The organism is Pseudomonas sp. LH21 (genome assembly GCF_036549575.1).
Taxonomy (GTDB): domain Bacteria; phylum Pseudomonadota; class Gammaproteobacteria; order Pseudomonadales; family Pseudomonadaceae; genus Aquipseudomonas; species Aquipseudomonas peradeniyensis.
This window is the reverse complement of the sequence record NZ_CP144367.1, coordinates 2,042,215-2,064,544: the sequence shown is the minus strand read 5'-3', so window position 1 is coordinate 2,064,544 and position 22,330 is coordinate 2,042,215. Positions and strand designations below refer to the sequence as shown.

Annotated in this window: 20 protein-coding genes; 9 read left to right on the top strand and 11 right to left on the bottom strand. The window is 65.4% G+C overall.

Annotated features, from left to right (window positions below; genetic code table 11):
• Nucleotides 1-564 (bottom strand): helix-turn-helix domain-containing protein, encoded by a 564-nt coding sequence (locus VUG52_RS09485; protein ID WP_050704999.1) that lies wholly within the window; start codon nucleotides 562-564, stop codon nucleotides 1-3.
• A 21-nt stretch (nucleotides 565-585) separates the two neighbouring features.
• Here VUG52_RS09485 and VUG52_RS09480 point away from each other — a divergent pair, with 21 nt between their 5' ends.
• The 7 genes from VUG52_RS09480 to VUG52_RS09450 all read left to right on the top strand — a co-directional run bounded on the left by VUG52_RS09480 (nucleotide 586) and on the right by VUG52_RS09450 (nucleotide 7,937).
• On the top strand, nucleotides 586-1,593 hold the full coding sequence (locus tag VUG52_RS09480; protein WP_409077810.1) for a DMT family transporter: 1,008 nt from the start codon (nucleotides 586-588) through the stop codon (nucleotides 1,591-1,593).
• A gap of 295 nt (nucleotides 1,594-1,888) precedes the next feature.
• On the top strand, nucleotides 1,889-4,795 hold the full coding sequence (locus tag VUG52_RS09475) for a monovalent cation/H+ antiporter subunit A (RefSeq protein WP_050704996.1): 2,907 nt from the start codon (nucleotides 1,889-1,891) through the stop codon (nucleotides 4,793-4,795).
• Nucleotides 4,795-5,139 (top strand): Na+/H+ antiporter subunit C, encoded by a 345-nt coding sequence (locus VUG52_RS09470; RefSeq protein ID WP_028690551.1) that lies wholly within the window; start codon nucleotides 4,795-4,797, stop codon nucleotides 5,137-5,139. Before VUG52_RS09475 ends, VUG52_RS09470 begins: the two co-directional genes overlap by 1 nt.
• The gene (locus tag VUG52_RS09465; protein WP_050704995.1) at nucleotides 5,136-6,815 is read left to right on the top strand and encodes a monovalent cation/H+ antiporter subunit D; all 1,680 of its coding nucleotides are present in this window, start codon (nucleotides 5,136-5,138) and stop codon (nucleotides 6,813-6,815) included. The genes VUG52_RS09470 and VUG52_RS09465 overlap by 4 nt, the downstream gene beginning before the upstream one ends.
• Entirely contained in the window at nucleotides 6,812-7,300 is a 489-nt protein-coding gene (locus VUG52_RS09460) for a Na+/H+ antiporter subunit E (RefSeq protein ID WP_050704994.1), read from the top strand. Before VUG52_RS09465 ends, VUG52_RS09460 begins: the two co-directional genes overlap by 4 nt.
• Nucleotides 7,297-7,575, top strand: coding sequence for a K+/H+ antiporter subunit F (locus VUG52_RS09455; protein WP_011534656.1), 279 nt, complete (start codon nucleotides 7,297-7,299; stop codon nucleotides 7,573-7,575). The genes VUG52_RS09460 and VUG52_RS09455 overlap by 4 nt, the downstream gene beginning before the upstream one ends.
• Nucleotides 7,572-7,937, top strand: a complete 366-nt coding sequence (locus VUG52_RS09450; RefSeq protein ID WP_050704993.1) for a Na+/H+ antiporter subunit G — start codon at nucleotides 7,572-7,574, stop codon at nucleotides 7,935-7,937. Before VUG52_RS09455 ends, VUG52_RS09450 begins: the two co-directional genes overlap by 4 nt.
• Before the next feature lie 165 nt (nucleotides 7,938-8,102).
• On the opposite strand, the gene VUG52_RS09445 is transcribed toward VUG52_RS09450, so the two are convergent.
• Both VUG52_RS09445 and VUG52_RS09440 read right to left on the bottom strand, forming a co-directional pair.
• On the bottom strand, nucleotides 8,103-8,312 hold the full coding sequence (locus tag VUG52_RS09445) for a hypothetical protein (RefSeq protein ID WP_050704992.1): 210 nt from the start codon (nucleotides 8,310-8,312) through the stop codon (nucleotides 8,103-8,105).
• The gene (locus tag VUG52_RS09440; RefSeq protein ID WP_050704991.1) at nucleotides 8,309-8,779 is read right to left on the bottom strand and encodes a hypothetical protein; all 471 of its coding nucleotides are present in this window, start codon (nucleotides 8,777-8,779) and stop codon (nucleotides 8,309-8,311) included. The genes VUG52_RS09445 and VUG52_RS09440 overlap by 4 nt, the downstream gene beginning before the upstream one ends.
• A 259-nt stretch (nucleotides 8,780-9,038) precedes the next feature.
• Between VUG52_RS09440 and VUG52_RS09435 the strand changes: the two genes are divergently transcribed.
• Nucleotides 9,039-9,281: a hypothetical protein gene (locus tag VUG52_RS09435; protein ID WP_082337700.1), complete on the top strand. Its 243-nt coding sequence runs from the start codon at nucleotides 9,039-9,041 to the stop codon at nucleotides 9,279-9,281.
• Nucleotides 9,282-9,285: 4 nt separating this feature from the next.
• Here VUG52_RS09435 and VUG52_RS09430 read toward each other — a convergent pair whose 3' ends face one another.
• The 3 genes from VUG52_RS09430 to VUG52_RS09420 all read right to left on the bottom strand — a co-directional run bounded on the left by VUG52_RS09430 (nucleotide 9,286) and on the right by VUG52_RS09420 (nucleotide 11,761).
• Complete coding sequence (locus VUG52_RS09430) at nucleotides 9,286-9,480, bottom strand: hypothetical protein (protein WP_050704990.1); 195 nt, start codon at nucleotides 9,478-9,480, stop codon at nucleotides 9,286-9,288.
• Nucleotides 9,481-9,596: 116 nt separating this feature from the next.
• A complete protein-coding gene (locus VUG52_RS09425) occupies nucleotides 9,597-11,081 on the bottom strand; it encodes a methyl-accepting chemotaxis protein (protein WP_262974373.1) in 1,485 nt (494 codons plus the stop codon).
• A gap of 275 nt (nucleotides 11,082-11,356) precedes the next feature.
• Nucleotides 11,357-11,761 (bottom strand): TraR/DksA family transcriptional regulator, encoded by a 405-nt coding sequence (locus VUG52_RS09420; RefSeq protein ID WP_050704989.1) that lies wholly within the window; start codon nucleotides 11,759-11,761, stop codon nucleotides 11,357-11,359.
• A 342-nt stretch (nucleotides 11,762-12,103) separates the two neighbouring features.
• Between VUG52_RS09420 and VUG52_RS09415 the strand changes: the two genes are divergently transcribed.
• Nucleotides 12,104-16,648 carry a hypothetical protein gene (locus VUG52_RS09415; RefSeq protein WP_050704988.1) on the top strand — a complete coding sequence of 1,515 codons (4,545 nt, stop codon included), beginning with the start codon at nucleotides 12,104-12,106 and terminating at the stop codon, nucleotides 16,646-16,648.
• A 39-nt stretch (nucleotides 16,649-16,687) separates the two neighbouring features.
• Here the strand turns inward: VUG52_RS09415 and VUG52_RS09410 are convergent, their stop codons facing one another.
• Genes VUG52_RS09410 through VUG52_RS09390 form a run of 5 tightly spaced genes read right to left on the bottom strand, consistent with a single transcriptional unit; the run spans nucleotide 16,688 to nucleotide 22,243 of the window.
• Nucleotides 16,688-17,461 (bottom strand): enoyl-CoA hydratase, encoded by a 774-nt coding sequence (locus VUG52_RS09410; RefSeq protein ID WP_050704987.1) that lies wholly within the window; start codon nucleotides 17,459-17,461, stop codon nucleotides 16,688-16,690.
• 13 nt (nucleotides 17,462-17,474) lie between these two features.
• Nucleotides 17,475-18,602 carry an acyl-CoA dehydrogenase gene (locus VUG52_RS09405; RefSeq protein WP_050704986.1) on the bottom strand — a complete coding sequence of 376 codons (1,128 nt, stop codon included), beginning with the start codon at nucleotides 18,600-18,602 and terminating at the stop codon, nucleotides 17,475-17,477.
• An 8-nt stretch (nucleotides 18,603-18,610) separates the two neighbouring features.
• Nucleotides 18,611-19,804: an acetyl-CoA C-acyltransferase gene (locus tag VUG52_RS09400; protein WP_050704985.1), complete on the bottom strand. Its 1,194-nt coding sequence runs from the start codon at nucleotides 19,802-19,804 to the stop codon at nucleotides 18,611-18,613.
• Between the two features lie 12 nt (nucleotides 19,805-19,816).
• Nucleotides 19,817-20,584: an SDR family NAD(P)-dependent oxidoreductase gene (locus VUG52_RS09395; RefSeq protein ID WP_050704984.1), complete on the bottom strand. Its 768-nt coding sequence runs from the start codon at nucleotides 20,582-20,584 to the stop codon at nucleotides 19,817-19,819.
• A 12-nt stretch (nucleotides 20,585-20,596) separates the two neighbouring features.
• A complete protein-coding gene (locus tag VUG52_RS09390) occupies nucleotides 20,597-22,243 on the bottom strand; it encodes an AMP-binding protein (RefSeq protein WP_262974369.1) in 1,647 nt (548 codons plus the stop codon).
• Nucleotides 22,244-22,330 lie beyond the last annotated feature (87 nt).

The window sequence follows — 22,330 nt, the reverse complement described above, 5'->3', positions numbered from 1 at the left end:
TCAGATCACCACGTTGCGCACGAAGCGCACCGACTCCTGCCCATCGTTGCGGTAGGCGTAGCGGCAGTCGCTGGGGAAGACGAAGAACTCGCCCTTGCCCAAGTGCCGCTCTCCCCCTTCGATGATCAGGGTCAGGCGGCCTTCGGTCACATAGATCTGCTCGCTCCAGCCGGCGGCATCGGCTTCGCTGGCGTAGCACTCGCCGGGGGCCAGGGTCCACTCCCACAACTCGACCTCGCGTCGCGCCGGGCTGCTGCCTAGCAGCACGGCGCGGCTGGCAGGGTGCACACCGGCCCAGGCCAGCTCTTCGATGCGGCTGGGGTCGCGGCGGTCCGGCGCCTGGATCAGGGTGCTGAACGCCACCCCCAGCGCTTCGGCGATCAGGTCCAAGGTGGTGAGGCTGACATTCTTCTCGCCAGCCTCGATGGCCACCAGCATCCGCCGACTGACCCCGGAACGCTCGGCCAGGGCGGCCTGGCTCAGGCCGGCGTCGCCGCGCAGGCGACGAACGTTCTGGCTGACATGCTGCAGCACCGATGCGCGGTGCTCGGAATCTTTGTGCACTATATTGCTCACTGGTAGGGGATGCGCAGTATACTGCCCACTTTGCGGCGAATTGTGCGCCGCCCCTTCCGAGTGTGCAAGACCATGAACCAGGCCCCCACCCGCAAACCCACCGTGAGCTTGCGCCTGAGCAAGGCCGAACTGGTGCTGGTGTTCATCACCATGCTCTGGGGCGGCACCTTCCTGATCGTGCACAACGTCATGACCGTCAGCGGGCCGATGTTCTTCGTCGGCCTGCGCTTTGCCGCCGCCGCGCTGTTCGTCGGCCTGGTATCGGCCCGTTCGCTGTCGGGGCTGACCTTCACCGAGCTCAAGGCCGGCGTGCTCATCGGCGTATCGATCATGCTTGGCTACGGCTTGCAGACCATGGGCCTGCAGACCATCAGCAGCAGCCAGTCGGCGTTCATCACCGCGCTCTACGTGCCCTTCGTGCCGCTGCTGCAATGGCTGGTGCTGGGCCGCCGCCCGGGCCTGATGCCGAGCCTGGGCATCGGCCTGGCCTTCGTCGGCCTGATGCTGCTGGCCGGCCCCGAGGGTGGCGCGCTGCACTTCAGCGAAGGCGAACTGGTGACGCTGGTCAGCGCCGTGGCGATTGCCGGCGAGATCATCCTGATCAGCCGCTACGCCGGCAAGGTCGATGTGCGCCGGGTCACCGTGGTGCAGCTGGCCACCGCCTCGGCGCTGTCGTTCCTGATGATCGTGCCGACCCAGGAGCAACTGCCCGGTTTTTCCTGGCTGCTGTTGATCAGCGCGGTGGGCCTGGGCGCCATGAGCGCGGTGATCCAGGTGGCGATGAACTGGGCGCAGCAGTCGGTTTCGCCGACCCGCGCCACCCTGATCTATGCCGGCGAGCCGGTGTGGGCCGGCATCGTCGGGCGCATCGCCGGCGAGCGCCTGCCGGGCGTGGCGCTGATCGGCGGGCTGCTGATCGTACTGGCGGTGGTGGTGAGCGAGCTGAAGATCCGTCGCCAGGATGAGGCCGATGCCTTGCAGGATGATGAGGCGCGTGAGCGCGAGGCGGGGTTGTAGGTAACCACCTTGTGTAGGAGCGGCCTTGCGCCGCGAAAAGGGCTGCAAAGCAGCCCCGGCGATTGAACACTGAATCCCCGGGGCCGCCATGCGGCCCTTTTCGCGGCGCAAGGCCGCTCCTACACAGGGAACGCATAACCCCACGGGCACACGATCAGCCGCTATGCTCTGAAAGAAACTGTTATAAAAAAACAGCGTGTCACAGCACATTTGTAGGATCCTGCAAACCCTTGCGTGTTGGTGATCAACCGTCCGGCACGTATGATCCTTGGCAAACTTCTCAGAACAGAACGCTATGTCATTGATTGTGCTATTGCTTCTGCCCTTCCTGGGCAGTTGCCTGGCGGCAGTACTGCCGCACAACGCACGCAACGCCGAGTCCATTCTTGCCGGGCTCGTGGCCCTGGTCGGCACCGTCCAGGTGGCGTTGCTGTACCCTCAAATCGCCGATGGCGGGGTGATCCGCGAAGAGTTCCTCTGGCTGCCAAGCCTGGGCCTGAACCTGGTCCTGCGCATGGACGGCTTCGCCTGGCTGTTCAGCCTGCTGGTGCTGGGCATCGGCACCCTGGTGTCGCTGTACGCCCGCTACTACATGTCGCCCCAGGATCCGGTGCCGCGCTTCTTCGCCTTCTTCCTGGCGTTCATGGGCGCCATGCTCGGCCTGGTGATCTCCGGCAACCTGATCCAGCTGGTGTTCTTCTGGGAACTGACCAGCCTGTTCTCCTTCCTGCTGATCGGCTACTGGCACCACCGCGCCGACGCCCGCCGCGGCGCCTACATGGCGTTGATGGTCACGGGGGCCGGCGGCTTGTGCCTGCTGGTCGGGGCCCTGCTGCTCGGCCATGTGGTCGGCAGCTATGACCTGGACAAGGTCCTGGCTGCCGGCGACACCATCCGCCAGCATGCGCTGTACCCGGTGCTGCTGCCCCTCATCCTGATCGGCGCCCTGAGCAAGAGCGCACAATTCCCCTTCCAGTTCTGGCTGCCCCATGCCATGGCGGCTCCCACCCCCGTCTCGGCTTACCTGCACTCGGCGACCATGGTCAAGGCCGGGGTGTTCCTGCTGGCCCGCCTGTGGCCGGCGCTGTCGGGCAGCGAGGAATGGTTCTGGATCGTCGGCGGCGCCGGCGCCGCCACCCTGCTGCTCGGCGCCTTCGCCGCGATGTTCCAGAACGACCTCAAGGGCCTGCTGGCCTATTCGACCATCAGCCACCTGGGCCTGATTACCCTGCTGCTGGGCCTGAACAGCCCGCTGGCGGCGGTCGCCGCGGTGTTCCACATCCTCAACCACGCCACCTTCAAGGCCTCGCTGTTCATGGCGGCGGGTATCATCGACCACGAGAGCGGCACCCGTGACATCCGCCGCCTGAGCGGCCTGTTCCGCCTGGTGCCGTTCACCGCGACCCTGGCCATGGTCGCCAGCGCCTCGATGGCCGGCGTGCCGTTAATGAATGGCTTCCTGTCCAAGGAAATGTTCTTCGCCGAGACCGTGTTCATCACCTCCACCGCCTGGGTCGAAGCGGCCCTGCCGGTGATCGCCACCCTGGCCGGGACGTTCAGCGTGGCCTACGCGCTGCGTTTCACCGTCGATGTGTTCTTCGGCCCACCGGCCCAGGACCTGCCACACACGCCCCACGAGCCGCCGCGCTGGATGCGCGCGCCGGTCGAACTGCTGGTGCTCACCTGCCTGGTGGTCGGCATCTTCCCGGCGCAATCGGTCGGCCCGCTGCTGGCCGCGGCCGCGACCCCCGTGGTGGGTGGCGTGCTGCCGGAATACAGCCTGGCCATCTGGCACGGTTGGAACGCGCCACTGATGATGAGCCTGATCGCCATGACCGGCGGTATCGTGCTCTACCTGCTGCTACGCAAGCAGCTGCAGCGCGGCCGCTTCCCCTACCCACCGCTGATCGAGCGTTTCAACGGCAAGCGTCTGTTCGAGCACGGCCTGGTGCGCCTGATGCTGCTGGCCCGGCATGCCGAGCGGCTGCTGACCACCAAGCGCCTGCAGACGCAATTGTTCATGCTGGTGCTGGCGGCCTTCGTCGCCGGCCTGGTGCCGTTGCTGTACAGCGGTCTGAGCTGGGGCGACCGGCCGAAGATCCCGGGCTCCGGCGTGTTCGTCGCGCTCTGGCTGATCGCCATCGCCTGCGCCATCGGCGCCGCCTACCAGGCCAAGTACCACCGACTGGCCGCCTTGATCATGGTCGGCGTCTGCGGCCTGATGACCTGCATCACCTTCGTCTGGTTCTCCGCGCCGGACCTGGCACTGACCCAGCTGGCGGTCGAGGTGGTCACCACCGTGCTGATCCTGCTTGGCCTGCGCTGGTTGCCACGGCGTATCGAAGGCGTGTCGCCGCTGCCCGGCAGCCAGGACCGCGCACGCCTGCGGCGCCTGCGCGACCTGGTGCTGGCGGTACTGGTCGGCGGCGGCATGGCGCTGCTGTCCTACGCCATGCTGACCCGTCCGACGCCCAACGACATCTCATCGTTCTACCTCAGCCGTGCCTTGCCCCAGGGCGGCGGCAGCAACGTGGTCAACGTGATGCTGGTGGACTTCCGCGGTTTCGACACCCTCGGCGAGGTCACCGTGCTGGTGGCCGTGGCGCTGACCGTGTTCGCCCTGCTGCGCCGCTTCCGCCCGCCGAAGGAGAGCATGCAGTTGCCGGCCCAGCAGCGTTTACTTGCGCCGGACGTGGTCACCGACCTGGTCAACCCGCGTCAGGCCACCGACACCGCGCTCGGCTTCATGATGGTGCCGGCCGCCCTGGTGCGCCTGCTGCTGCCGATCGCCCTGCTGGTGTCGATGTACCTGTTCATGCGCGGCCACAACCAGCCGGGTGGCGGCTTCGTCGCCGGCCTGGTGATGTCGGTGGCGTTCATCCTGCAGTACATGGTCGCCGGCACCCAGTGGGTGGAGGCGCAGATGAGCCTGCGTCCGCTGCGCTGGATGGGCACCGGCCTGCTCTGCGCCACCCTCACCGGCGCCGGGGCGATGCTGCTGGGCTACCCGTTCCTGACCACCCACACCGCCCACCTGCACCTGCCGCTGCTGGGTGACGTGCACGTGGCCAGCGCGCTGTTCTTCGACATCGGCGTCTACACCGTGGTGGTCGGCTCGACCCTGCTCATTCTCACCGCCCTGGCCCACCAGTCGGTGCGCGCCTACCGCCCCGCCAAGTCCAGCCAAGCAGGAGCCGCCTGATGGAAGAAGTCATTGCAGTCGCCATCGGCGTCCTGGCCGCCTCCGGGGTCTGGCTGGTCCTGCGCCCGCGAACCTACCAGGTGATCATGGGCCTGTGCCTGCTGTCCTACGGGGTCAACCTGTTCATCTTCAGCATGGGCAGCCTGTTCATCGGCAAGGAGCCGATCATCAAGGACGGCGTGCCCCACGACCTGCTGCACTACACCGACCCGCTGCCCCAGGCACTGGTGCTCACCGCGATCGTCATCAGCTTCGCCATGACTGCGCTGTTCCTGGTGGTGCTGCTGGCTTCCCGCGGCCTGACCGGGACCGACCACGTCGATGGCCGGGAGCGTGAGGAATGAGCGGGATGAACCAACTGATCATCGCGCCGATCCTGCTGCCGCTGATCACCGCCTCATTGATGCTGCTGATTGGCGAGAAGCACCGCTGGCTCAAGGCGCGCTTGAACCTGCTGTCCACCGCCGTCGGCCTGGGCATCGCCATCACCTTGTTGATGTGGGTGCGCACCCAGGGCCAGGCCGAGTCCATCGGCGTCTACCTGCCGGGCAACTGGCCGGCGCCGTTTGGTATCGCCCTGGTGGTCGATCACCTGTCGGCGCTGCTGCTCACCCTCACCGGCATCGTCGGCTTGAGCGCCCTGCTGTTCGCCCGGGCACGCTGGGATGGCGCCGGGGCCAGCTTCCATGCGCTGTTCCAGATCCAGCTGATGGGCCTGTACGGCGCCTTCCTTACTGCCGACCTGTTCAACCTGTTCGTGTTCTTCGAGGTGCTGCTGGCGGCCTCCTACGGCCTGCTGCTGCATGGCTCGGGGCGGGCGCGGGTCAAGGCCGGGCTGCACTACATCGCCATCAACCTGTTCGCCTCGTCGCTGTTCCTGGTCGGCGCGGCCATGCTCTATGGCGTGACCGGCACCCTGAACATGGCCGACCTGGCGCTGAAAGTGCCGCTGGTGCCGGAAGCCGACCGCGGCCTGCTGCATGCCGGCGCGGCGATCCTGGCCATCGCCTTCCTGGCCAAGGCCGGGATGTGGCCGTTGAACTTCTGGCTGGTGCCGGCCTATTCATCGGCCAGCGCGCCGGTGGCCGCGCTGTTCGCAATCATGACCAAGGTCGGGCTGTACGCCATCCTGCGCATGTGGACGCTGCTGTTCTCCGGCCAGGCCGGCGCCTCGGCGTACTTCGGTGGCGACTGGCTGGTGTACGGCGGCCTGGCGACCCTGGCCGTGGCGGCCATGTCGATCCTCGCCGCCCAGCGCCTGGAGCGCCTGGCGGCCCTGAGCATCCTGATGTCCGCCGGCACGCTGCTGGCCGCCGTCGGCTTCGGCCAGTCGATCCTGACCGGCGCCGCGCTGTTCTACCTGGCAAGCTCCACCCTGGCCCTGTGCGCGCTGTTCCTGCTGGCCGAGCTGGTGGAGCGCTCGCGTTCGGCCAACGAGGCGCCGCTGGATGAGGAAGAGGACGCGATGCCCTCGCCGCTGGAGTCGCTGCACCCGCCCAAGGGCATCAACCTGGACGACGAGCAGCAGGTGGTGATCGGCCAGATCATTCCCTGGACCATGGCCTTCCTGGGCCTGAGCTTCATCGCCTGCGCCCTGCTGATCATCGGCATGCCACCGCTGTCGGGCTTCATCGGCAAGCTCAACCTGATCAGCGCGCTGTTCAACCCGCAAGGCCTGGGCGTTGTCCCGGAGCAACCGCTGGGCGCCGCGGGCTGGACCCTGGTCACCCTGCTGGTGCTGTCCGGCATGGCCTCGCTGATCGCCTTCGGCCGCGTCGGCATCCAGCGCTTCTGGAAGCCCGAGGAGCGCCCCTCCCCGGTGCTACGTCGCTATGAATGCGTGCCCATCGTCATCCTCCTGGGCCTGTGCATCTTCCTCAGCCTCAAGGCCGAACCGCTGCTGCGCTACACCCAGGACACCGCCGCCAGCCTGCGCACGCCGGAGGCCTACATCAAGGCCGTGATGTCGACCCGGCCGCAGCCCGGCCCGACCACCGCCGGCCTGGAGGTGCAGCCATGAACCGCCTGTTCCCCGCGCCGCTGCTGTCCGTCGCGCTGTTCGTGCTGTGGCTGCTGCTCAATCTGTCGGTCAGCCCGGGCAACCTGCTGCTGGGTGCCTTGCTGGGTATCCTCGCGCCGATCCTGATGGCCCCGCTGCGCCCGCAACATGCCCACGTGCGCCGGCCCTGGGTGATCGCCAAGCTGATTGGTCGGGTCGGCCTCGACGTGATCCATTCCAACCTGCAGGTCGCCCGTGGTGTCCTGCGCGCCGGCAGCACGCCACCGCGCTCGGCGTTCGTGCATATCCCGCTGGACCTGCGCGACGCCCACGGCCTGGCGGCCCTGTCGATGATCACCACCGTGGTGCCGGGCACCATCTGGTCGGAGCTGGCCCTGGACCGTAGCGTGCTGCTGCTGCACGTGTTCGACCTGGACGACGAACCGGCGTTCGTCGAGCACTTCAAACACACCTATGAACGCCCGCTGATGGAGATCTTCGAATGAGCGGCCTGCTTGCCAATGCCGTCCTCGCCAGCCTGTTCATCTTCGCCCTGGCCATGGGCCTGACGCTGATCCGGCTGTTCCGCGGTCCGTCCGCCCAGGACCGGGTACTGGCCCTGGACTACCTGTACATCCTCGGCATGCTGATGATGCTGGTGCTGGGCATCCGTTACGCCAGTGACACCTACTTCGAAGGCGCCCTGCTGATCGCCCTGTTCGGCTTCGTCGGCTCCTTCGCCCTGGCCAAGTTCCTCCTGCGTGGCGAGGTGATCGAATGAACGAAAGCGTGGTATTGCCGTTCTGGCTGGAGCTGGTCACCGCCGCCCTGCTGCTTATCGGCAGCCTGTTCGCACTGATCGGCGCCATCGGCCTGGTGCGCCTGAAGGAGTACTTCCAGCGCATGCACCCGCCCGCGCTGGCCTCGACCATCGGCGCCTGGTGCGTGGCGCTGGCCTCGATCCTGTATTTCTCGGTGCTCAAGCAGAGCCCGGTGCTGCACGCCTGGCTGATCCCGATCCTGCTGTCGATCACCGTGCCGGTGACCACCCTGCTGCTGGCCAGGGCCGCGCTATTTCGCAAACGCACCTCGGGCGAGGACGTACCGGAAGAAGTCAGCAGCGGGCGTGATCGCGGTAACTGAAGCAGCGTCAAACCACGCACGCCCCTTGTAGGAGCGGCCTTGCGCCGCGAAAGTGCCGCAAAGCGGCCCCGGCGATCTCTGTATGGACGCTGATACCCTGGGGCCGCTGCGCAGCCCTTTCGCGGCGCAAGGCCGCTCCTACATGGAGGCGTGTAAACCCAACCGTCAGGCCTGGCTCAGGCGCTGCAACTCGCGTCGCACCATCGCAACGAAAGGCGGCGGGCTCATCTGGTAGAGCTCGCCGGCCACCCAGGCCAGCCATGCCCCCTGCAGCTCATCCCGGCGCGCCAGCAGACGCTCGGCCTGCTCGAGGGCCCGGGCCTGATGCTCACGGTGGAAGTCGGCCCGCGAGGCAGGCGTGGCCTCGTCGCTCACTCGCTGGCCTTGAAGGTGGTCAGCTCACCCTTGCGCCACTTGGCGACCTTGCCGGTCACCGCCTTGAGCAGCTTGCCCAGGCCTTCCTGGACCTGCTGGTGGGCTGCGAACACCAGCATCACGCCCTGCCCTTCACGGAACACGATGGCCTCGCCTTCCGGCACGGAAACGAAGGCGTAGTCGCCCTGACCGTACACATTGAACTTGATCTCGCGAAAACGCAGTTCGAGCTTGCCGCCTTCGCGGCTGGGCAGCACCGCGGCGCGGAAGTGGTCACCCACTTTCAGCTCCAGGCGCTGCTTGTCGTCGACCACCATGGCGTCATCGGTATCGATCTCGGCCATGTACAGACCGTCGGGGTTCTGCTCGGTGACATACACGAAGCGCCCCTGGAACAACTTGACCAGCTTGGCGCGCAAATCGCCCAGGGCAAACAACGCATGGGTATCAAGAGTACTGACTGCCAATGAAAAGCTCCTCACATCAATTACAGCGGGCCGCACCGCGCACGCCGCTGGGCGTGGGGTGGCAGCCACTTCGAGTCGAAGTCCGATGGACCATGGATTCGGTCAGCGAAGATCCACGCACAGGGACGATACGCCAAGCAGGGAACACTTCCCCGCTGGAACATCCGGCGTGCTTCGGCAAACTATCCGCAAATAGGAAACGTATTACCTGACAGCTATGGGGTCAGGAAGATGCGACTACTGAGGGCGACACTTCAGCATGAGTGTGCCCCAACCCTTCGTCGCGCATTACAGGGATACGAATATGCACGAAAACACTGAAATCCGTCGAGAGGCGCGTAACATTTCTTGTCATGCGGCGGTGCCAGACAAGCCTCGATATCGTGTCGTAGCAGCCGGTAAAGGCTTGTTCCACATCACCGAAAGCCCCTCAGGCAAGGTCCGTGGCTTTCGCCAGCGTTACCAGGACGCCTGTGAACTGGCACGCTGGCTGGAGCGCTGAGGCCTCACGCCGCATGACTCCTGTCCACTTGCTGCTGCCACGCCGCCTGGCACTCCAGGGCCTCGTCGCGGCTGGCAAAGGCCGTGCCACGGCGCTCGCCGTCAACCAGCACCACCCAGCAGGCCCTTTTGCCCAGGGCCTGCAAGGACCGTGGCACACCACTGCCGATCATCACGGCCACATCGACTCGGCTAGTCATCATTCCCTCCGGAATTTAATTAGCAACCTAACGATGCGCGCATGATACGACCTGGGTACCCCGCGAATAAAGCGCAACGCGGTACAGCAGTGTTGCATTCCAGGCAACAAATCGCCTCAGTCGAGCCCGGGCTCGGGCCGATACCCCAGGCGCAGGCCGCCCCAGTGCTGTCCCGCGACGAAGATCGGTACCGACAGGTCGTGCATCAGCTCGCCGGTGTCCCGCGTGTAGGTCTGCAACAACACCCTCTGCTGATGACTGCCGCAACGGGCACCCGTACGGTCGTCGAACATACGCTTGCTGCGGTTATGTGCGGTGTCGTGGGCGATATCGCCGGTCAGCGGCTGGTTGAAGGCATTGTTGTGGGTCGGCACATACCCCTGCTGGGTGCAGGCGATGGCATACACCAGCCCGTCCTGCTGCAGCAATGGCTCCTGGAGCTGTGGCAGCACGGTATCGGTGTAGTGGTCGAAGCGCGTGGTGAAACGCGGGGGCTGCATGCCGGCAATTGGCCGATACTGGCGGTCGAACAGATCATCCAGGCCGATGCGCCCCTGCGCGATGTCCGCCTCGAAACGCTCGCCGATCTGCCGCGCGCCGGTCTGCGCCAGCTCGAACACCCGCTGGTGATAGGCGTCCAGGCCGACCTCGGCCAACCGTTCGCTGAGGCTTTCCACCTGCCCCTCCATCTGCACCGCCGCCTTGGCCAGGCGACGGGTCTGCTGGTCGCTGACCTCCAGATCACCACGCACCTGGGCCACGGCCTGGAACAGGGTATCGAGCTGGGCCTGGTTGACCTGAGTCCCTCCGGCGATCTCGCTCACCTGCCCCTCGACACTGGCCGCCAGACTGGCGATCTGCGCCAGCTGCCTGCCGGCCTGCTCGACTTGGCCGACACCCTTGCCCAGGTCCTCGGCCAGCGTGCGGATCTGCGCCACCACCTGGGCAGTGCGCGACTGGATATCCGCGACCATCTGCCCCACCTCCTCAGTAGCGCTGGCGGTGCGCCCGGCCAGGCCGCGCACCTCGTCGGCCACCACCGCGAAACCACGACCATGCTCGCCGGCTCGCGCCGCCTCGATGGCGGCGTTGAGCGCCAGCAGGTTGGTCTGGCTGGCGATGCCCTGGATCACCAGGGTAACCCGGGCGATATCCTCGCTGCGCTGGTGCAGGGCCTCGATCAGCTCGCGGCTGGCCGAGGCGCGGGCACTCAGCTCGCGCATGCACTGGATGGACTCGGCCAGCACTTCGCTGCCGGCCACGCTGCTGCCGTGGGCAGAGCGAGCAGCTTCAAGCGCCTGCTGGCTGAGCTGGGCGGTCTGCTCCTCGGTGGTGATCATGATCTCGGCGCTGCCGACGATCTCCTGCGCCGCCCCCAGCTGCGACTGCACCCGGGCCGCCAGTTGCTGCACCGAATGGGCCACCGCGGCGGCCGACAGGGCATTGTGGCTGGTACCGCGGGCCAGTTCCTGAAGCAGCGCGCCATCCTGGACAGGAGCCGACACCGGCTGCACGACGGCTGCCTTGCGCGCACGCGGTAGCCACAGCACCAGCAGCGCCAGCGGCAAGGCCAGGTACAGGGGCAACCCGGTGAACGCCATGGCCGCCAGCAACGCGCACAGCAAAACGCCCTGCAACAGGGCGACGGCGGCTCCCGTACGGGCCGGGGTGGCCCGCGGTGATTCGCTGGCCGGCAGAGATCCTTCTCGCATCATCTTCGTGGTCCATCCGCATGTCGTTATTGTGACGCCATTAAACGCCACTATAACGCCATTATCCACGCTCACTTGGATGCAGCCGGCCACCCGTTGATACAGGGCAAGAAAACACGAAGGCCCCAGGGATCACTCCGTGGGGCCTTGCGCAAGGCGCTGGATCAGATCTGCCGCTGGTGGCGGTCGAGCTGCTCGTGACGCTCCTGGGCTTCGATGCAGTACTTGGTGGTCGGGCTGATCAGCAGGCGCTTCAGGCCGATCGGCTCGCCGCTGTCGTCGCACCAGCCGAAGCTTTCATCGGCGATGCGGTCTAGGGCCATCTCCAGCTGCGGCAACAGGCGCTGGTCGCGGTCGATGGCGTTGACCAGCCAGGTACGCTCTTCCTCGACCGAGGCCACGTCAGCCGGATCCGACGGGCTGTCCAGGCTTTCGATGGAGGTGCGGCTGAGTTCGATGCGCTCGTGCGTTTCGACTTTCATCGCTTGCAGCAGCTTGGTGAAGAACGCGAGCTGTTCGGCGTTCATGTAGTCATCGGCCGACATGGCCAGCAACTGTTCCTTGGTCATCGATTTCTCTATGAAAAAATGTGCATTTGGGCGATTCGGGTGCCGCCAGCGAAGCTTCGTCGGCGGCGGAATTCTTCAAGCGCCAACCGGCACTCTTTTACAGGGGGCGGCAGTCTAAGGCGCCGCGCCCGAGTGGGCAACAGAAATGACGGCGGATTTGGCCGAAACAGGTGAGGAATCCGCTGACTGGCGCGGTGGAATAGTACGGATTGCGCACCTGCGCGGAGCCACTGGGTAATATGCCGAAATAATAATGGTTCTCTCGGGTAGTAGCCAGCTAGCGCACGAATCGCCAGGCAAGCGCGCTTGATTGTGGCCCTCTCACCGCCCCGAGGCCCTTTCATGAACGACAACCTGCACCAACGCCTGGCCAGCTTCAGCAGCCTGGACTGCAAGGTCGCCAAACGCTTCAGCGACCGCCCCACCCTGCTGGACGCCGCAGATGACATCCTGCGTGAACAGTGGCAACAACGCCATGTCAGCAGCGCACATGATCCTCTCACCCTGTACCTGGCCAGTCCCCAACCCGATCCGGGGAGCGCCTGGGTCCGACCGCTTTCACAGGTCCTGGTGGAGCGTTACTGTCAACCGGGCACCTTGAACCTCACCGCCGAAGAAGACTATCTCACCACCCGATCCGAGGCCGATCCGGCCTGGAGCGTGGATATCGACCTGCACGAAGTCGAACTGCTGATCAACGAAAGCGGACCGCTTCTGCTCGAGATCTACCTGCAGCAGCTGATCGCTTACTGGAGCCGCTTCGACAGCAGCGGCGTAACGCCGTGGAGCTGGTACTCCGGTTACCTGCGCAACCAATTCCAGCAGGCTCAACGTAAGGCAACCCGCTTGCCGGGCTTTGCCCGTGCCATTCTGCAGATGGTGCACGACGATCCCGCCGAAGGTCAGCGCGACCGCTGGGCGAACACCCAAGGGCTCAAGGCACTCAACATGGGGTTGGACCTGTCGGCCGGCGGCAGGCTCGATGCCGATATGTCCAGCGCGGTGCTGATCGAGCACAGCGACAAGGATCCCGCGCGCAACGTAGCGCTGCTGTACACACTGACCGGTCGCCTGTTCCGCTATCCATCACGCCCGGCGTTGCTGCAAGCGCTCAGCACCGCATTGCCGGCTCCGTTGCGTTCCACGCCCCGCCAACTCGAGATCGCGGCCTCGACCGACTCGGTATTTGAAGTCCAGGCCCTCGGCCTGCTGATCCAGTTACTACGGCTCATCGAACACCTCGCCGGGCGATACCGCGGCAGGCTCGACGCGCTTGCCATGAACCGCGATCTGGATCGCCTGACATCATTGATCGATCTGTGCGACGAAGTCGAAACCGCGCAACGCCAGGCCCTCAGCAAACAACTGCCTGACTGGCTGCGCAACGCCACAAGCCGCTCACTGATGCAGTACAGCGAACGACTGATCGATGTCGCCCAGCAATACCGCGACAGCAGTGGGCAATTCTGGCTTGACGGTATCGAGCAAGCCGAAGCCTTCGCCAACCGCCAACTGGCGGCACGACTGGCCCGCGACCATCCACAGGACACGCTCAAGCCCGAAGATATCGTGGTCACCAACTACCAGACCACCGCCAGCGCGATCGCCGGTCAGGACGTGATCATCACATCGGGGGAAGTCACCCCGGTGGACTTCTCGCTGGCACAACTGGCCATCGGCAACTTGGGGCTGCTCAGGCCAGGACGCGTAGCCCTGAGCCGAAAGGACGACGATACCCTGCCTGCCTGGATGGACGCCGCTTACCTGCGTCGCCTGGTGTCCGAGCTCGACATTGGCCGCGCCTATCCCGCCATGCTGCGCGAAAAGCTGCTGAACGATCCGCTTCGACGCCCGCAACGTCAACGCCAGCTAAGCGATCAGTTGCGGGTGCAACTGCCGGCACTGGCAATGGAGCTGTACCTTCGCGGCCAACTGCCAAGCCCTACCCTGGCAGAACACATCGCCCAGGTATTCGTCCCCGGGCCCGACCAGGGCGCGACGCGCTGGATCATGCGAGCATTGGGGTTGATCAAGGCACCTGGCTCATCACCGGATCATCCGCTCAATACCTGGCTGATCGAACCCGAAACACCCGGTACCGAGGGCTGCCTGCTGTATCGCCCCCTGCACGTGGCGCCGCTGCTGTACTTCGGCGACCGCATGGCCCTGTTCGTCGCCATCAGCACCGCAGGTGCGCTGCAGGACGACCTGCTGCAACGCTTGCCCGCCGAGGACCGGCGCTTCTATGCCCACGGAGGCTTCATCGAACCCCATCTGTTCGTGCCCCTGGACGATACCAGCGCCGTGCCTTTCGGGACTCCCGCCCCGGTCACACTGTCCGTCGAGGATGCGATCAGCGACATCGGCAAGGCGCTCTATGAGGGATGCGTGACCGAATCGATCCAACGTTTCGAGGCGCAGTCCGCCACCACCGCCCAGGCACGCTGGGAAAGCTGGAAGGAACTGGGCTGGTTGCTGTTCAACACGCTACTGCCCTTGGCAGGCAAAACCCTGGGCAAGATCGCATGGCTGGCCCAGATGGAAGTCGCCCTGGCCGACTTCATCGAATCCGATGCCGAGAAAAACCCGACAGGTCATGAGCTGGCACTGGTCAACCTGCTGGTAAACATCGCCTTGTTGCTGTTTTCCCACGCCCTGTTCCGCCTGGAACTGGAACAGGGCGATACCGCGCAATCGCCGCTCGAACAAAGCCCCCCGACCCTACCTGAGAAAAGCGAGCCCCTCTCCTTCGGCCCCCCATCGCCACCTTCTCGCCTCGAGTTCGGCTGGGCACACCCCGATCGCACGCTTAACGCCACACAGCGCAAGACACTTGAGACACTCCAGGCCACGGTTGCCGCCCCCGCGCTTGGTAAACCGATTCCAAATGGCACGCTGCGGGGCCTTTACCTCAAAGGCACACGCTTTTACACGGTGCTTGACGACAAGGTCTATGAAGTGGAGATGGCCGAACCACAGAAGCTGCACATCATCGGCCCGGACGGCACCCAGGGCCCATGGCTGCACCGTGACGAGATCGGCCGCTGGCAACTCGATCTGCGCCTGGGCCTGAAAGGCGGCATGCCATTGTCCGAACAGATCCGCAAGCTGCGCCTGAACAAGGAACAGGCCATGCTCGCTGCCAATGAGGCGATCAAGGCAGACAAGCAAAGCCTCCCCACCAAGCTTGCACAGATGGCCACGATTGAAAAACTGGTTCACGCCACCCCGGACGACACCATCCTCGAACAGTGCCAAGGCAAGCTCCAGGCGCTCTCACAGTTCTGGGGCGAACACAGGGAACACCTCAGGGCACGCAACGCCCTGGAACCGGTGAAGGACTTCAGGAAAGTGCATGCCTTTGCGTTGTATCAGGACGCCAGCTGCCAGCATTTACTGCGCAAACTCCTGAACAAACGCTACAAGCCCAGTCGCGAACAGTTGCTGGTGATCGCTCGACAACAAGAGCAGAACCGCGAGGAACTCACCCCCGCCGATGTCCAGATCGCTACCCAGCGCCTGGACAAGCTGGTCCCCCTGCTCGAGCAGATGATCGACAACAACGACCGGTTGCGCCAACGCCAGGAGGAGCTGGCCAGGCTGGCCAGCCAGCGACACCCGCAGATCGTCGAATGGCGCGACCTCGCGGCCCTGCCTGCGGCCACGGCACAAAAGGACCTGCTCATGCGCTTCCTGCTGCTGGAGGCCCAACTCAATCGCCTGACCCTGGTTCATGGTCTGACCAGCGAAGCCTGCTACTGGAGGGATCGTTTCTGGAGCAACTTCCAGCTGGGTATCGTCCAGCGCAGTGAACTGTACAACCTGACAGACCCGGCACAAGAGCTCACGGTCCGCCTGCTGCGCAGCATCCAGGGGCACTTTCAGGCGGCGGCCCGCCAGCTCGGCAATCTCGGTGAGCTTATCCAAGGCAAGGCCGCGCAGCAGACCTTGCGTCTGCTACAGGACGAGTTGGAACACATACAAGCGCTGATTGCCCAGGACCTTGGCAACCTGCCGGACTATCCTCCGGTCAGCTCGCTGAAGCAGTTGCGCAACAAGGCGCCCGGCCTGATCGAGACCACCGAGCATGGCCTGCTGCTGGCCGAGCCCCGAGCGGACGATGAGAACACCGTGGACATACCCGGCCCGGACAGCAAGACACCCGGCCAGACCTACCACCTCAAGCAAGGCGAATGGGTGGAAGTCACGCCGCCCTCTGCGCCAAGCCGCCCCTCGGGGCACAGTCTCAAGCGCCTGCTAAAAGACAGCGACGGTTTGATAACACAAGCCCAGAAAGAGGTCGCACGTCTGCTGCGTGCATCGGACAGCTACCTGCCGGTGGAGATCGAAGAGTCCGTGTTGCACCAGCGCGATCGCGTCCTGGCCATGGTCGACGGTATCGAGGCACGCCTGACCCAGGACAACGAAACCGATGAAGCCAGCCAGGGCAAGGACGCCGAGACGGTTGCCAAACACCTGCGGGAACTTGCCGATACGTTGACCAGCCAAGCGACACGGATGCGAATAGAGGCCGCAGTGACGCGCAAGCCCAAGATGGGCGAGGTGCAGTTCCTGCTGGAGCAGGGCGAGGCGCGTATCGCCAAGGTAGGCCAACGCACGCGCCTGGCCAAGGTCAAAGGGCGGCCCGACGACTACATCGATGAGTACAGCATCAGCCGTGACGGCCAGGTGCTGTGGTACGCGCATTTCCACTACCCGGCACTGGATACGGCCAAAGTCGACTTCACCGCCGGCCACCTGAAGACCGCCGCCCAGCGCCATGCCGCCGGCGGGCGTTACACCGACGCCAGCGGCAAGGACGTGGAGGTCTACCGAGCACCGATTACCGGCGCCGCAGCCGCACGTTACTTCTTCAGTCTGGAGTGACCACCAGTGGGGCGCCGCACGGACGGCGCCCCTGTTACATCAACGGTCCTTGAACTGCGCCTCGCGCTTGGCGATGAACGCGGCCATGCCTTCCTTCTGGTCTTCGGTGGCGAAGGCTGCATGGAATACCCGGCGCTCGAAGCGCACGCCCTCGCTCAGAGTGACCTCGAAGGCGCGGTTGACGCTCTCCTTGACCATCATGCTCACCGGAATCGACTTGCTGGCGATGGTCGCGGCCACCTTCAGCGCCTCTTCCACCAGCTCCGCCTGCGGCACGATACGCGCCACCAGGCCGGCACGCTCGGCTTCCTCGGCCCCCATCAGGCGGCCGGTCAGGCACAGCTCCATCGCCTTGGCCTTGCCGACGGCGCGGGTCAGGCGCTGGGTGCCGCCCATGCCCGGCAGCACGCCGAGGTTGATCTCCGGCTGGCCGAACTTGGCGTTGTCGGCGGCGAGGATGAAGTCGCACATCATCGCCAGCTCGCAGCCCCCGCCCAGGGCAAAGCCCGATACCGCGGCGATGATCGGCTTGCGCCGGTTGGCAATGCGGTCGGCATCGCTGAACAGGTCGTCGACGTAGATCTGCGGATATTGCAGCTCGGCCATTTCCTTGATGTCGGCGCCGGCGGCGAAGGCCTTGGCGGAACCGGTCAGCACCACGCAGCCGATGTTCGGGTCACGCTCCAGCTGGTCCAGGGCCTGGTTGATCTCGCCGACGATCTGCGCGTTCAGCGCGTTCAGCGCCTGTGGGCGGTTGAGGGTGATCAGGCCGACCTTGCCGTGGATGTCCAACAGGATGGTTTCGAATGCCATGCAGTCTGCTCCTTCAAAGATTGCGCGCAATGACCATGCGCTGAATGTCGCTGGTGCCTTCGTAGATCTGGCAGACCCGCACGTCGCGGTAGATCCGCTCCAGCGGGAAGTCGCTCAGATAGCCATAACCGCCGAGGGTCTGCAAGGCATCCGAACAGACCTTTTCGGCCATTTCCGAGGCAAAAAGCTTGGCCATCGAGGCTTCCACCAGTGCCGGACGCCCGGCGTCGCGCAGGGCGGCGGCGTGCAGCACCATCTGCCGGGCCACGGCGATCTTGGTTGCCATGTCGGCCAGGCGGAAGGCCACGGCCTGGTGCTCGATCAGCGGCTTGCCGAAGGTCTGCCGCTCATTGGCGTAGTCGCGTGCCACCTCGAAGGCAGCGCGGGCCATGCCCACCGACTGCGAGGCGATGCCGATGCGGCCACCTTCGAGGTTGGCCAGGGCGATCTTGTAACCCTGCCCTTCCTCACCGAGGCGGTTGGCCACCGGCACGCGCACGTTGTCGAAGACGATCTGGCAGGTGTCGGAGGCATGCTGGCCAAGTTTGTCCTCGACCCGCGCCACCTGGTAGCCCGGTGAATCGGTGGGCACGATGAAGGCCGAGATGCCGCGCTTGCCGGCGTCCGGATCGGTGACGGCGAAAACGATCACCACCCCGGCGTTCTGCCCGGACGTGATGAACTGCTTGCTGCCGTTGAGCACGTAGTGGTCGCCTTCCAGACGAGCGCGGGTCTTCAGGCTGCTGGCGTCGGAGCCGGCCTGGGGCTCGGTCAAGGCAAAGGCGCCGAGCATCGCACCGCTGGCCAGTGGCGCCAGGAACTGCTGTTTCTGTGCCTCTGTGCCGAACTTGAGGATCGGCACGCAGCCCACCGAATTGTGCACGCTCATGATGGTCGAGCAGGCACCGTCACCGGCAGCGATCTCTTCCAGGGCCATGGCATAGGCCACATAGCCGGTGTCGCTGCCGCCGTACTGTTCCGGCACCAGCATGCCGAACAGGCCCAGGCCGGCCATCTCTTCGATGGCCTCCTTGGGGAAGCGGTGTTCCTTGTCCCATTGCTCGGCAAACGGCTTCAGGCGCTCCTGGGCGAAGTCGCGCACGGCGTCGGCGATCTGTTGTTGCTCTTCAGTTACCAGCATGATTCACCTCAGTACAGGCACTCGACCGCCATGGCCGTGGCTTCGCCACCGCCGATGCAGATGGCCGCCACGCCACGGCGCAGGTTGTTCTGGCGCAGGGCCGACAGCAGGGTTACCAGAATGCGCGCGCCCGAGGCGCCGATCGGATGGCCCAGGGCGCAGGCGCCGCCGTGAATGTTGACTTTGTCATGGGGCAGGTCGAGGTGTTTCATGGCCGCCAGGGTGACCACGGCGAAGGCCTCGTTGATCTCGAACAGGTCCACCTCGGCCAGGTTCCAGCCGGTGCGTTTGAGCAGCTTGTCGATGGCACCGATGGGCGCGGTGGGGAACAGTGCCGGGGTGTCGGCAAAGGCCGCGTGGCCATGGATCACCGCCAGTGGTTTGAGGCCACGTTTCTCGGCCTCGGAACGGCGCATCAGCACCAGTGCCGCAGCACCGTCAGAGATGGAGCTTGAGTTGGCCGCGGTGACGGTGCCGCCTTCGCGGAACGCCGGCTTGAGCTGCGGGATCTTGTCCAGACGCGCCTTGGGCGGCTGCTCGTCGTCCTTGATGACGCGTTTTTCCTTGCCCTCGGTGACTTCAACCGGAACGATCTCGGCGGCGAAGCGGCCACTCTTGATCGCGTCCTGGGCACGGGTCAGCGAAGCGATGGCGAAGGCGTCCTGGGCCTCGCGGCTGAAGTCGCCCTTCTGCGCGCAGTCCTCGGCGAAGGTGCCCATCAGGCGGCCCTTGTCGTAGGCATCTTCCAGGCCGTCCATGAACATGTGGTCGATGATCTTGCCGTGGCCCATGCGGTAGCCGCCTCGGGCCTTGTCCAGCAGGTACGGGGCGTTGGTCATGCTTTCCATGCCACCGGCGACGATCACGTCGGCGCTGCCGGCCAGCAGTTGGTCATGGGCCATGATCGCCGCCTGCATGCCCGAGCCGCACATCTTGTTCAGGGTGGTGCAGGTGGTGTGCTTGTCCAGGCCGGCACCCAGCGCCGCCTGGCGTGCCGGTGCCTGGCCCTGGCCGGCCGGCAGCACGCAGCCGAACAGCACTTGCTCGACACTGGCGGCATCGATACCGGCGCGCTCGACAGCGGCACGAATGGCTGCGCTGCCCAGTTGTGGCGCAGTCAGGCTCTTGAGGTCGCCCTGCAGGCCGCCCATGGGGGTGCGCACGGCGCTGACGATGACAATCGGATCGTGGTTCAGGCTCATGTTCGGTTCTCCTTACTTGGCAGCCATGCGCAGCGCGCCGTCGAGACGGATCACTTCGCCGTTGAGCATGCTGTTCTCGATGATATGACGAGCGAGCGCTGCATACTCCTGCGGGCGGCCCAGGCGTGGCGGGAATGGCACGCCGGCGGACAGCGAAGCGCGGACTTCGTCGGTCATGCCGGCCATCATCGGGGTTTCGAAGATGCCGGGGGCGATGGTCATCACGCGGATACCGAAGCGCGCCAGCTCACGGGCCGCCGGCAGGGTGAGGCTGGCGATGGCGCCCTTGGAGGCGGCATAGGCGGCCTGGCCGATCTGGCCGTCATAAGCGGCGATGGAGGCGGTATTGATGATCACGCCCCGCTCGCCGCCCTCATCCGCAGGTCCTTCGGCCATGGCCGCTGCAGCCAGGCGCAACAGGTTGAAACTGCCGATCAGGTTGACGTTGATAACCTTGGCGAAGCTGCCCAGGGCGTGCGGGCCATTCTTGCCCAGGACCTTCTCGGCGCCGACGATGCCAGCGCAGTTGACTAGGCCATGCAGGCTGCCAAAGGCGTTGACGGCGGCATCGACCGCCGCCTTGGCGGCCTGCTCGTCGCTGATGTCGGCCACCGCGAAGCAGGCATTTGTGCCTAGTTCGGCGGCCTTGGCCTCGACGGCCGCAGCGTTCAGGTCGACCAGCATGACCTTGGCGCCGGCCTCGATGAGCATCTGCGCGGTGGCGGCGCCCAGGCCCGAGGCCGCGCCGCTGACGATGAAGTTCTTTTGAGTGATGTGCATGTCGGTCTTCCTTCAGGCGCCCGCAGCGATCGGCTGCGCGGCTTGTTGTCGGGCGATTTCCTGGTTGCGCAGGATGAAGCGTTGCAGCTTGCCGCTCGGGGTCTTGGGCAGCTCGCCGACGAATTCAATTTCACGCGGGTAGGCGTGGGCGTAGAGGCGCTGGCGTACATGCTGGCGCAGGGTTTCCTCAAGTTCGGCGCTGCCCTGGTAACCCTGGGCCAGCACCACGAAGGCCTTGATCAGTTCGGTGCGCTCCGGGTCCGGCTTGCCGATCACCGCCGCCTCGACCACGGCCGGGTGCTCGATCAGCGCGCTTTCCACATCGAACGGGCCGACCCGGTAGCCCGAGGTGGTGATCACATCGTCGCTACGACCGACGAAGCTGATGCTGCCGTCCTGGTTGAGCTCGACCGTGTCGCCGGACAGGTAGTACTTGCCGGCGAAGGCCTTGGTCGGCAGCCCGTGGTAACCGGCGAACCAGCACAGCGGCGACTGCTCGCGGTCCACCGCAAGAATGCCGGGCTGGCCGGCAGGCAGTTCGTTGCCCTGCTCGTCCACCACGACGATGCGGTGGCCGGGAATGGCGAAGCCGGCCGAGCCCAGATGCACCGGGTGCGCTAGCGCATGGTGGTTGCACAGCACCATGCCCAGTTCGGTCTGGCCGTAATGGTCGTGGATGGTCACCCCGAGCTCATCGGCGAACCAGCGAATCACCTCCGGGTTGAGCGGTTCGCCAGCACTGCTGACCACCCGCAAGCGCCCCTTGATCGGCACCGAGAATGCGCTGCCCGCCGCGATCAGCAACCTGTAGGCGGTAGGCGAACCCGCCAGGTTGGTAATGCCCAGCTTGTCGATGACCCGCGCGCAACTTTCGACGCTGAACGGACCGTCGTAGAAGGTGGTGGCGTGGCCCAGCGACAACGGGCCGGTGACCGCGTAGTAAAGACCGTAGGCCCAGCCGGGGTCGGCCAGGTTCCAGAAGTTGTCGTCCGGGCGCAGGCCGATGGCATCGCGCATGTAGCCCTGGAACGCGACGATGGCGCGCAGCGGCACTTCCAGCGGCTTGGCCGGGCCGGTGGTGCCCGAGGTGAACATCAGCAGGAAAGGATCGTTGCCGCTACGCATGACCGGCGCGCATTCGCTGGCAGCGGCTTCGAGGCTGCGGTGAAAGTCCAGCTCGCCCTCGGCGGCGGCGACCGTGACGATGGTCGGGCAGCCCGCCACCCCATCGAGCTTGGGCCGATTGTGGCGGTCGGTGACCACCACCTTGGCGTGGGACTGCTCGAGACGGTGCTCGATGGCCTTGGGGCCGAAAGCGGTAAACAGCGGTTGATAGACCGCACCCAGGCGCCAGGTAGCGAGGATGGTCACCAGCAATTCAGAGGTACGCGGCATAAGCCCGGCGACCCGGTCACCGGCCTCGACACCCTGGGCCTTGAGCACGTTGGCAAAGCGTGCGGCCAGGGCCTGCAGTTGATCGAAGGTGTAACGCCCGCTGTTGCCATCCCGGTCCTCCCAGACCAAGGCGGGTTTGTTGCTGCCGGTGTGGCGGTCGCAGCACTCGACACAGGCATTGAGGGCCTCGAGGTTGCCATGCAGCGCCGCAGTGGCGGCCCGGGCATGGTCGAACGAACGGGCGGCCTCGGCGTAATCGCGCATCGTCAGACTCCTGGTTTCTTATTGTTGGAGTGCACCATCGGTCTGACGATGTTCGCGCCGAGAGGCGCAGCCGGCAATGGCCAAAGC

Bases quoted from the DNA above. Each gene is read 5' to 3' on its own strand.
- VUG52_RS09480 (WP_409077810.1), top strand. From the start codon at position 586: ATGCGCAGTATACTGCCCACTTTGCGGCGAATTGTGCGCCGCCCCTTC.
- VUG52_RS09475 (WP_050704996.1), top strand. From the start codon at position 1,889: ATGTCATTGATTGTGCTATTGCTTCTGCCCTTCCTGGGCAGTTGCCTG.
- VUG52_RS09470 (WP_028690551.1), top strand. From the start codon at position 4,795: ATGGAAGAAGTCATTGCAGTCGCCATCGGCGTCCTGGCCGCCTCCGGG.
- VUG52_RS09465 (WP_050704995.1), top strand. From the start codon at position 5,136: ATGAGCGGGATGAACCAACTGATCATCGCGCCGATCCTGCTGCCGCTG.
- VUG52_RS09460 (WP_050704994.1), top strand. From the start codon at position 6,812: ATGAACCGCCTGTTCCCCGCGCCGCTGCTGTCCGTCGCGCTGTTCGTG.
- VUG52_RS09455 (WP_011534656.1), top strand. From the start codon at position 7,297: ATGAGCGGCCTGCTTGCCAATGCCGTCCTCGCCAGCCTGTTCATCTTC.
- VUG52_RS09450 (WP_050704993.1), top strand. From the start codon at position 7,572: ATGAACGAAAGCGTGGTATTGCCGTTCTGGCTGGAGCTGGTCACCGCC.
- VUG52_RS09435 (WP_082337700.1), top strand. From the start codon at position 9,039: ATGAGTGTGCCCCAACCCTTCGTCGCGCATTACAGGGATACGAATATG.
- VUG52_RS09430 (WP_050704990.1), bottom strand. From the start codon at position 9,480: ATGACTAGCCGAGTCGATGTGGCCGTGATGATCGGCAGTGGTGTGCCA.
- VUG52_RS09425 (WP_262974373.1), bottom strand. From the start codon at position 11,081: ATGGCGTTCACCGGGTTGCCCCTGTACCTGGCCTTGCCGCTGGCGCTG.
- VUG52_RS09420 (WP_050704989.1), bottom strand. From the start codon at position 11,761: ATGACCAAGGAACAGTTGCTGGCCATGTCGGCCGATGACTACATGAAC.
- VUG52_RS09415 (WP_050704988.1), top strand. From the start codon at position 12,104: ATGAACGACAACCTGCACCAACGCCTGGCCAGCTTCAGCAGCCTGGAC.
- VUG52_RS09410 (WP_050704987.1), bottom strand. From the start codon at position 17,461: ATGGCATTCGAAACCATCCTGTTGGACATCCACGGCAAGGTCGGCCTG.
- VUG52_RS09405 (WP_050704986.1), bottom strand. From the start codon at position 18,602: ATGCTGGTAACTGAAGAGCAACAACAGATCGCCGACGCCGTGCGCGAC.
- VUG52_RS09400 (WP_050704985.1), bottom strand. From the start codon at position 19,804: ATGAGCCTGAACCACGATCCGATTGTCATCGTCAGCGCCGTGCGCACC.
- VUG52_RS09395 (WP_050704984.1), bottom strand. From the start codon at position 20,584: ATGCACATCACTCAAAAGAACTTCATCGTCAGCGGCGCGGCCTCGGGC.
- VUG52_RS09390 (WP_262974369.1), bottom strand. From the start codon at position 22,243: ATGCGCGATTACGCCGAGGCCGCCCGTTCGTTCGACCATGCCCGGGCC.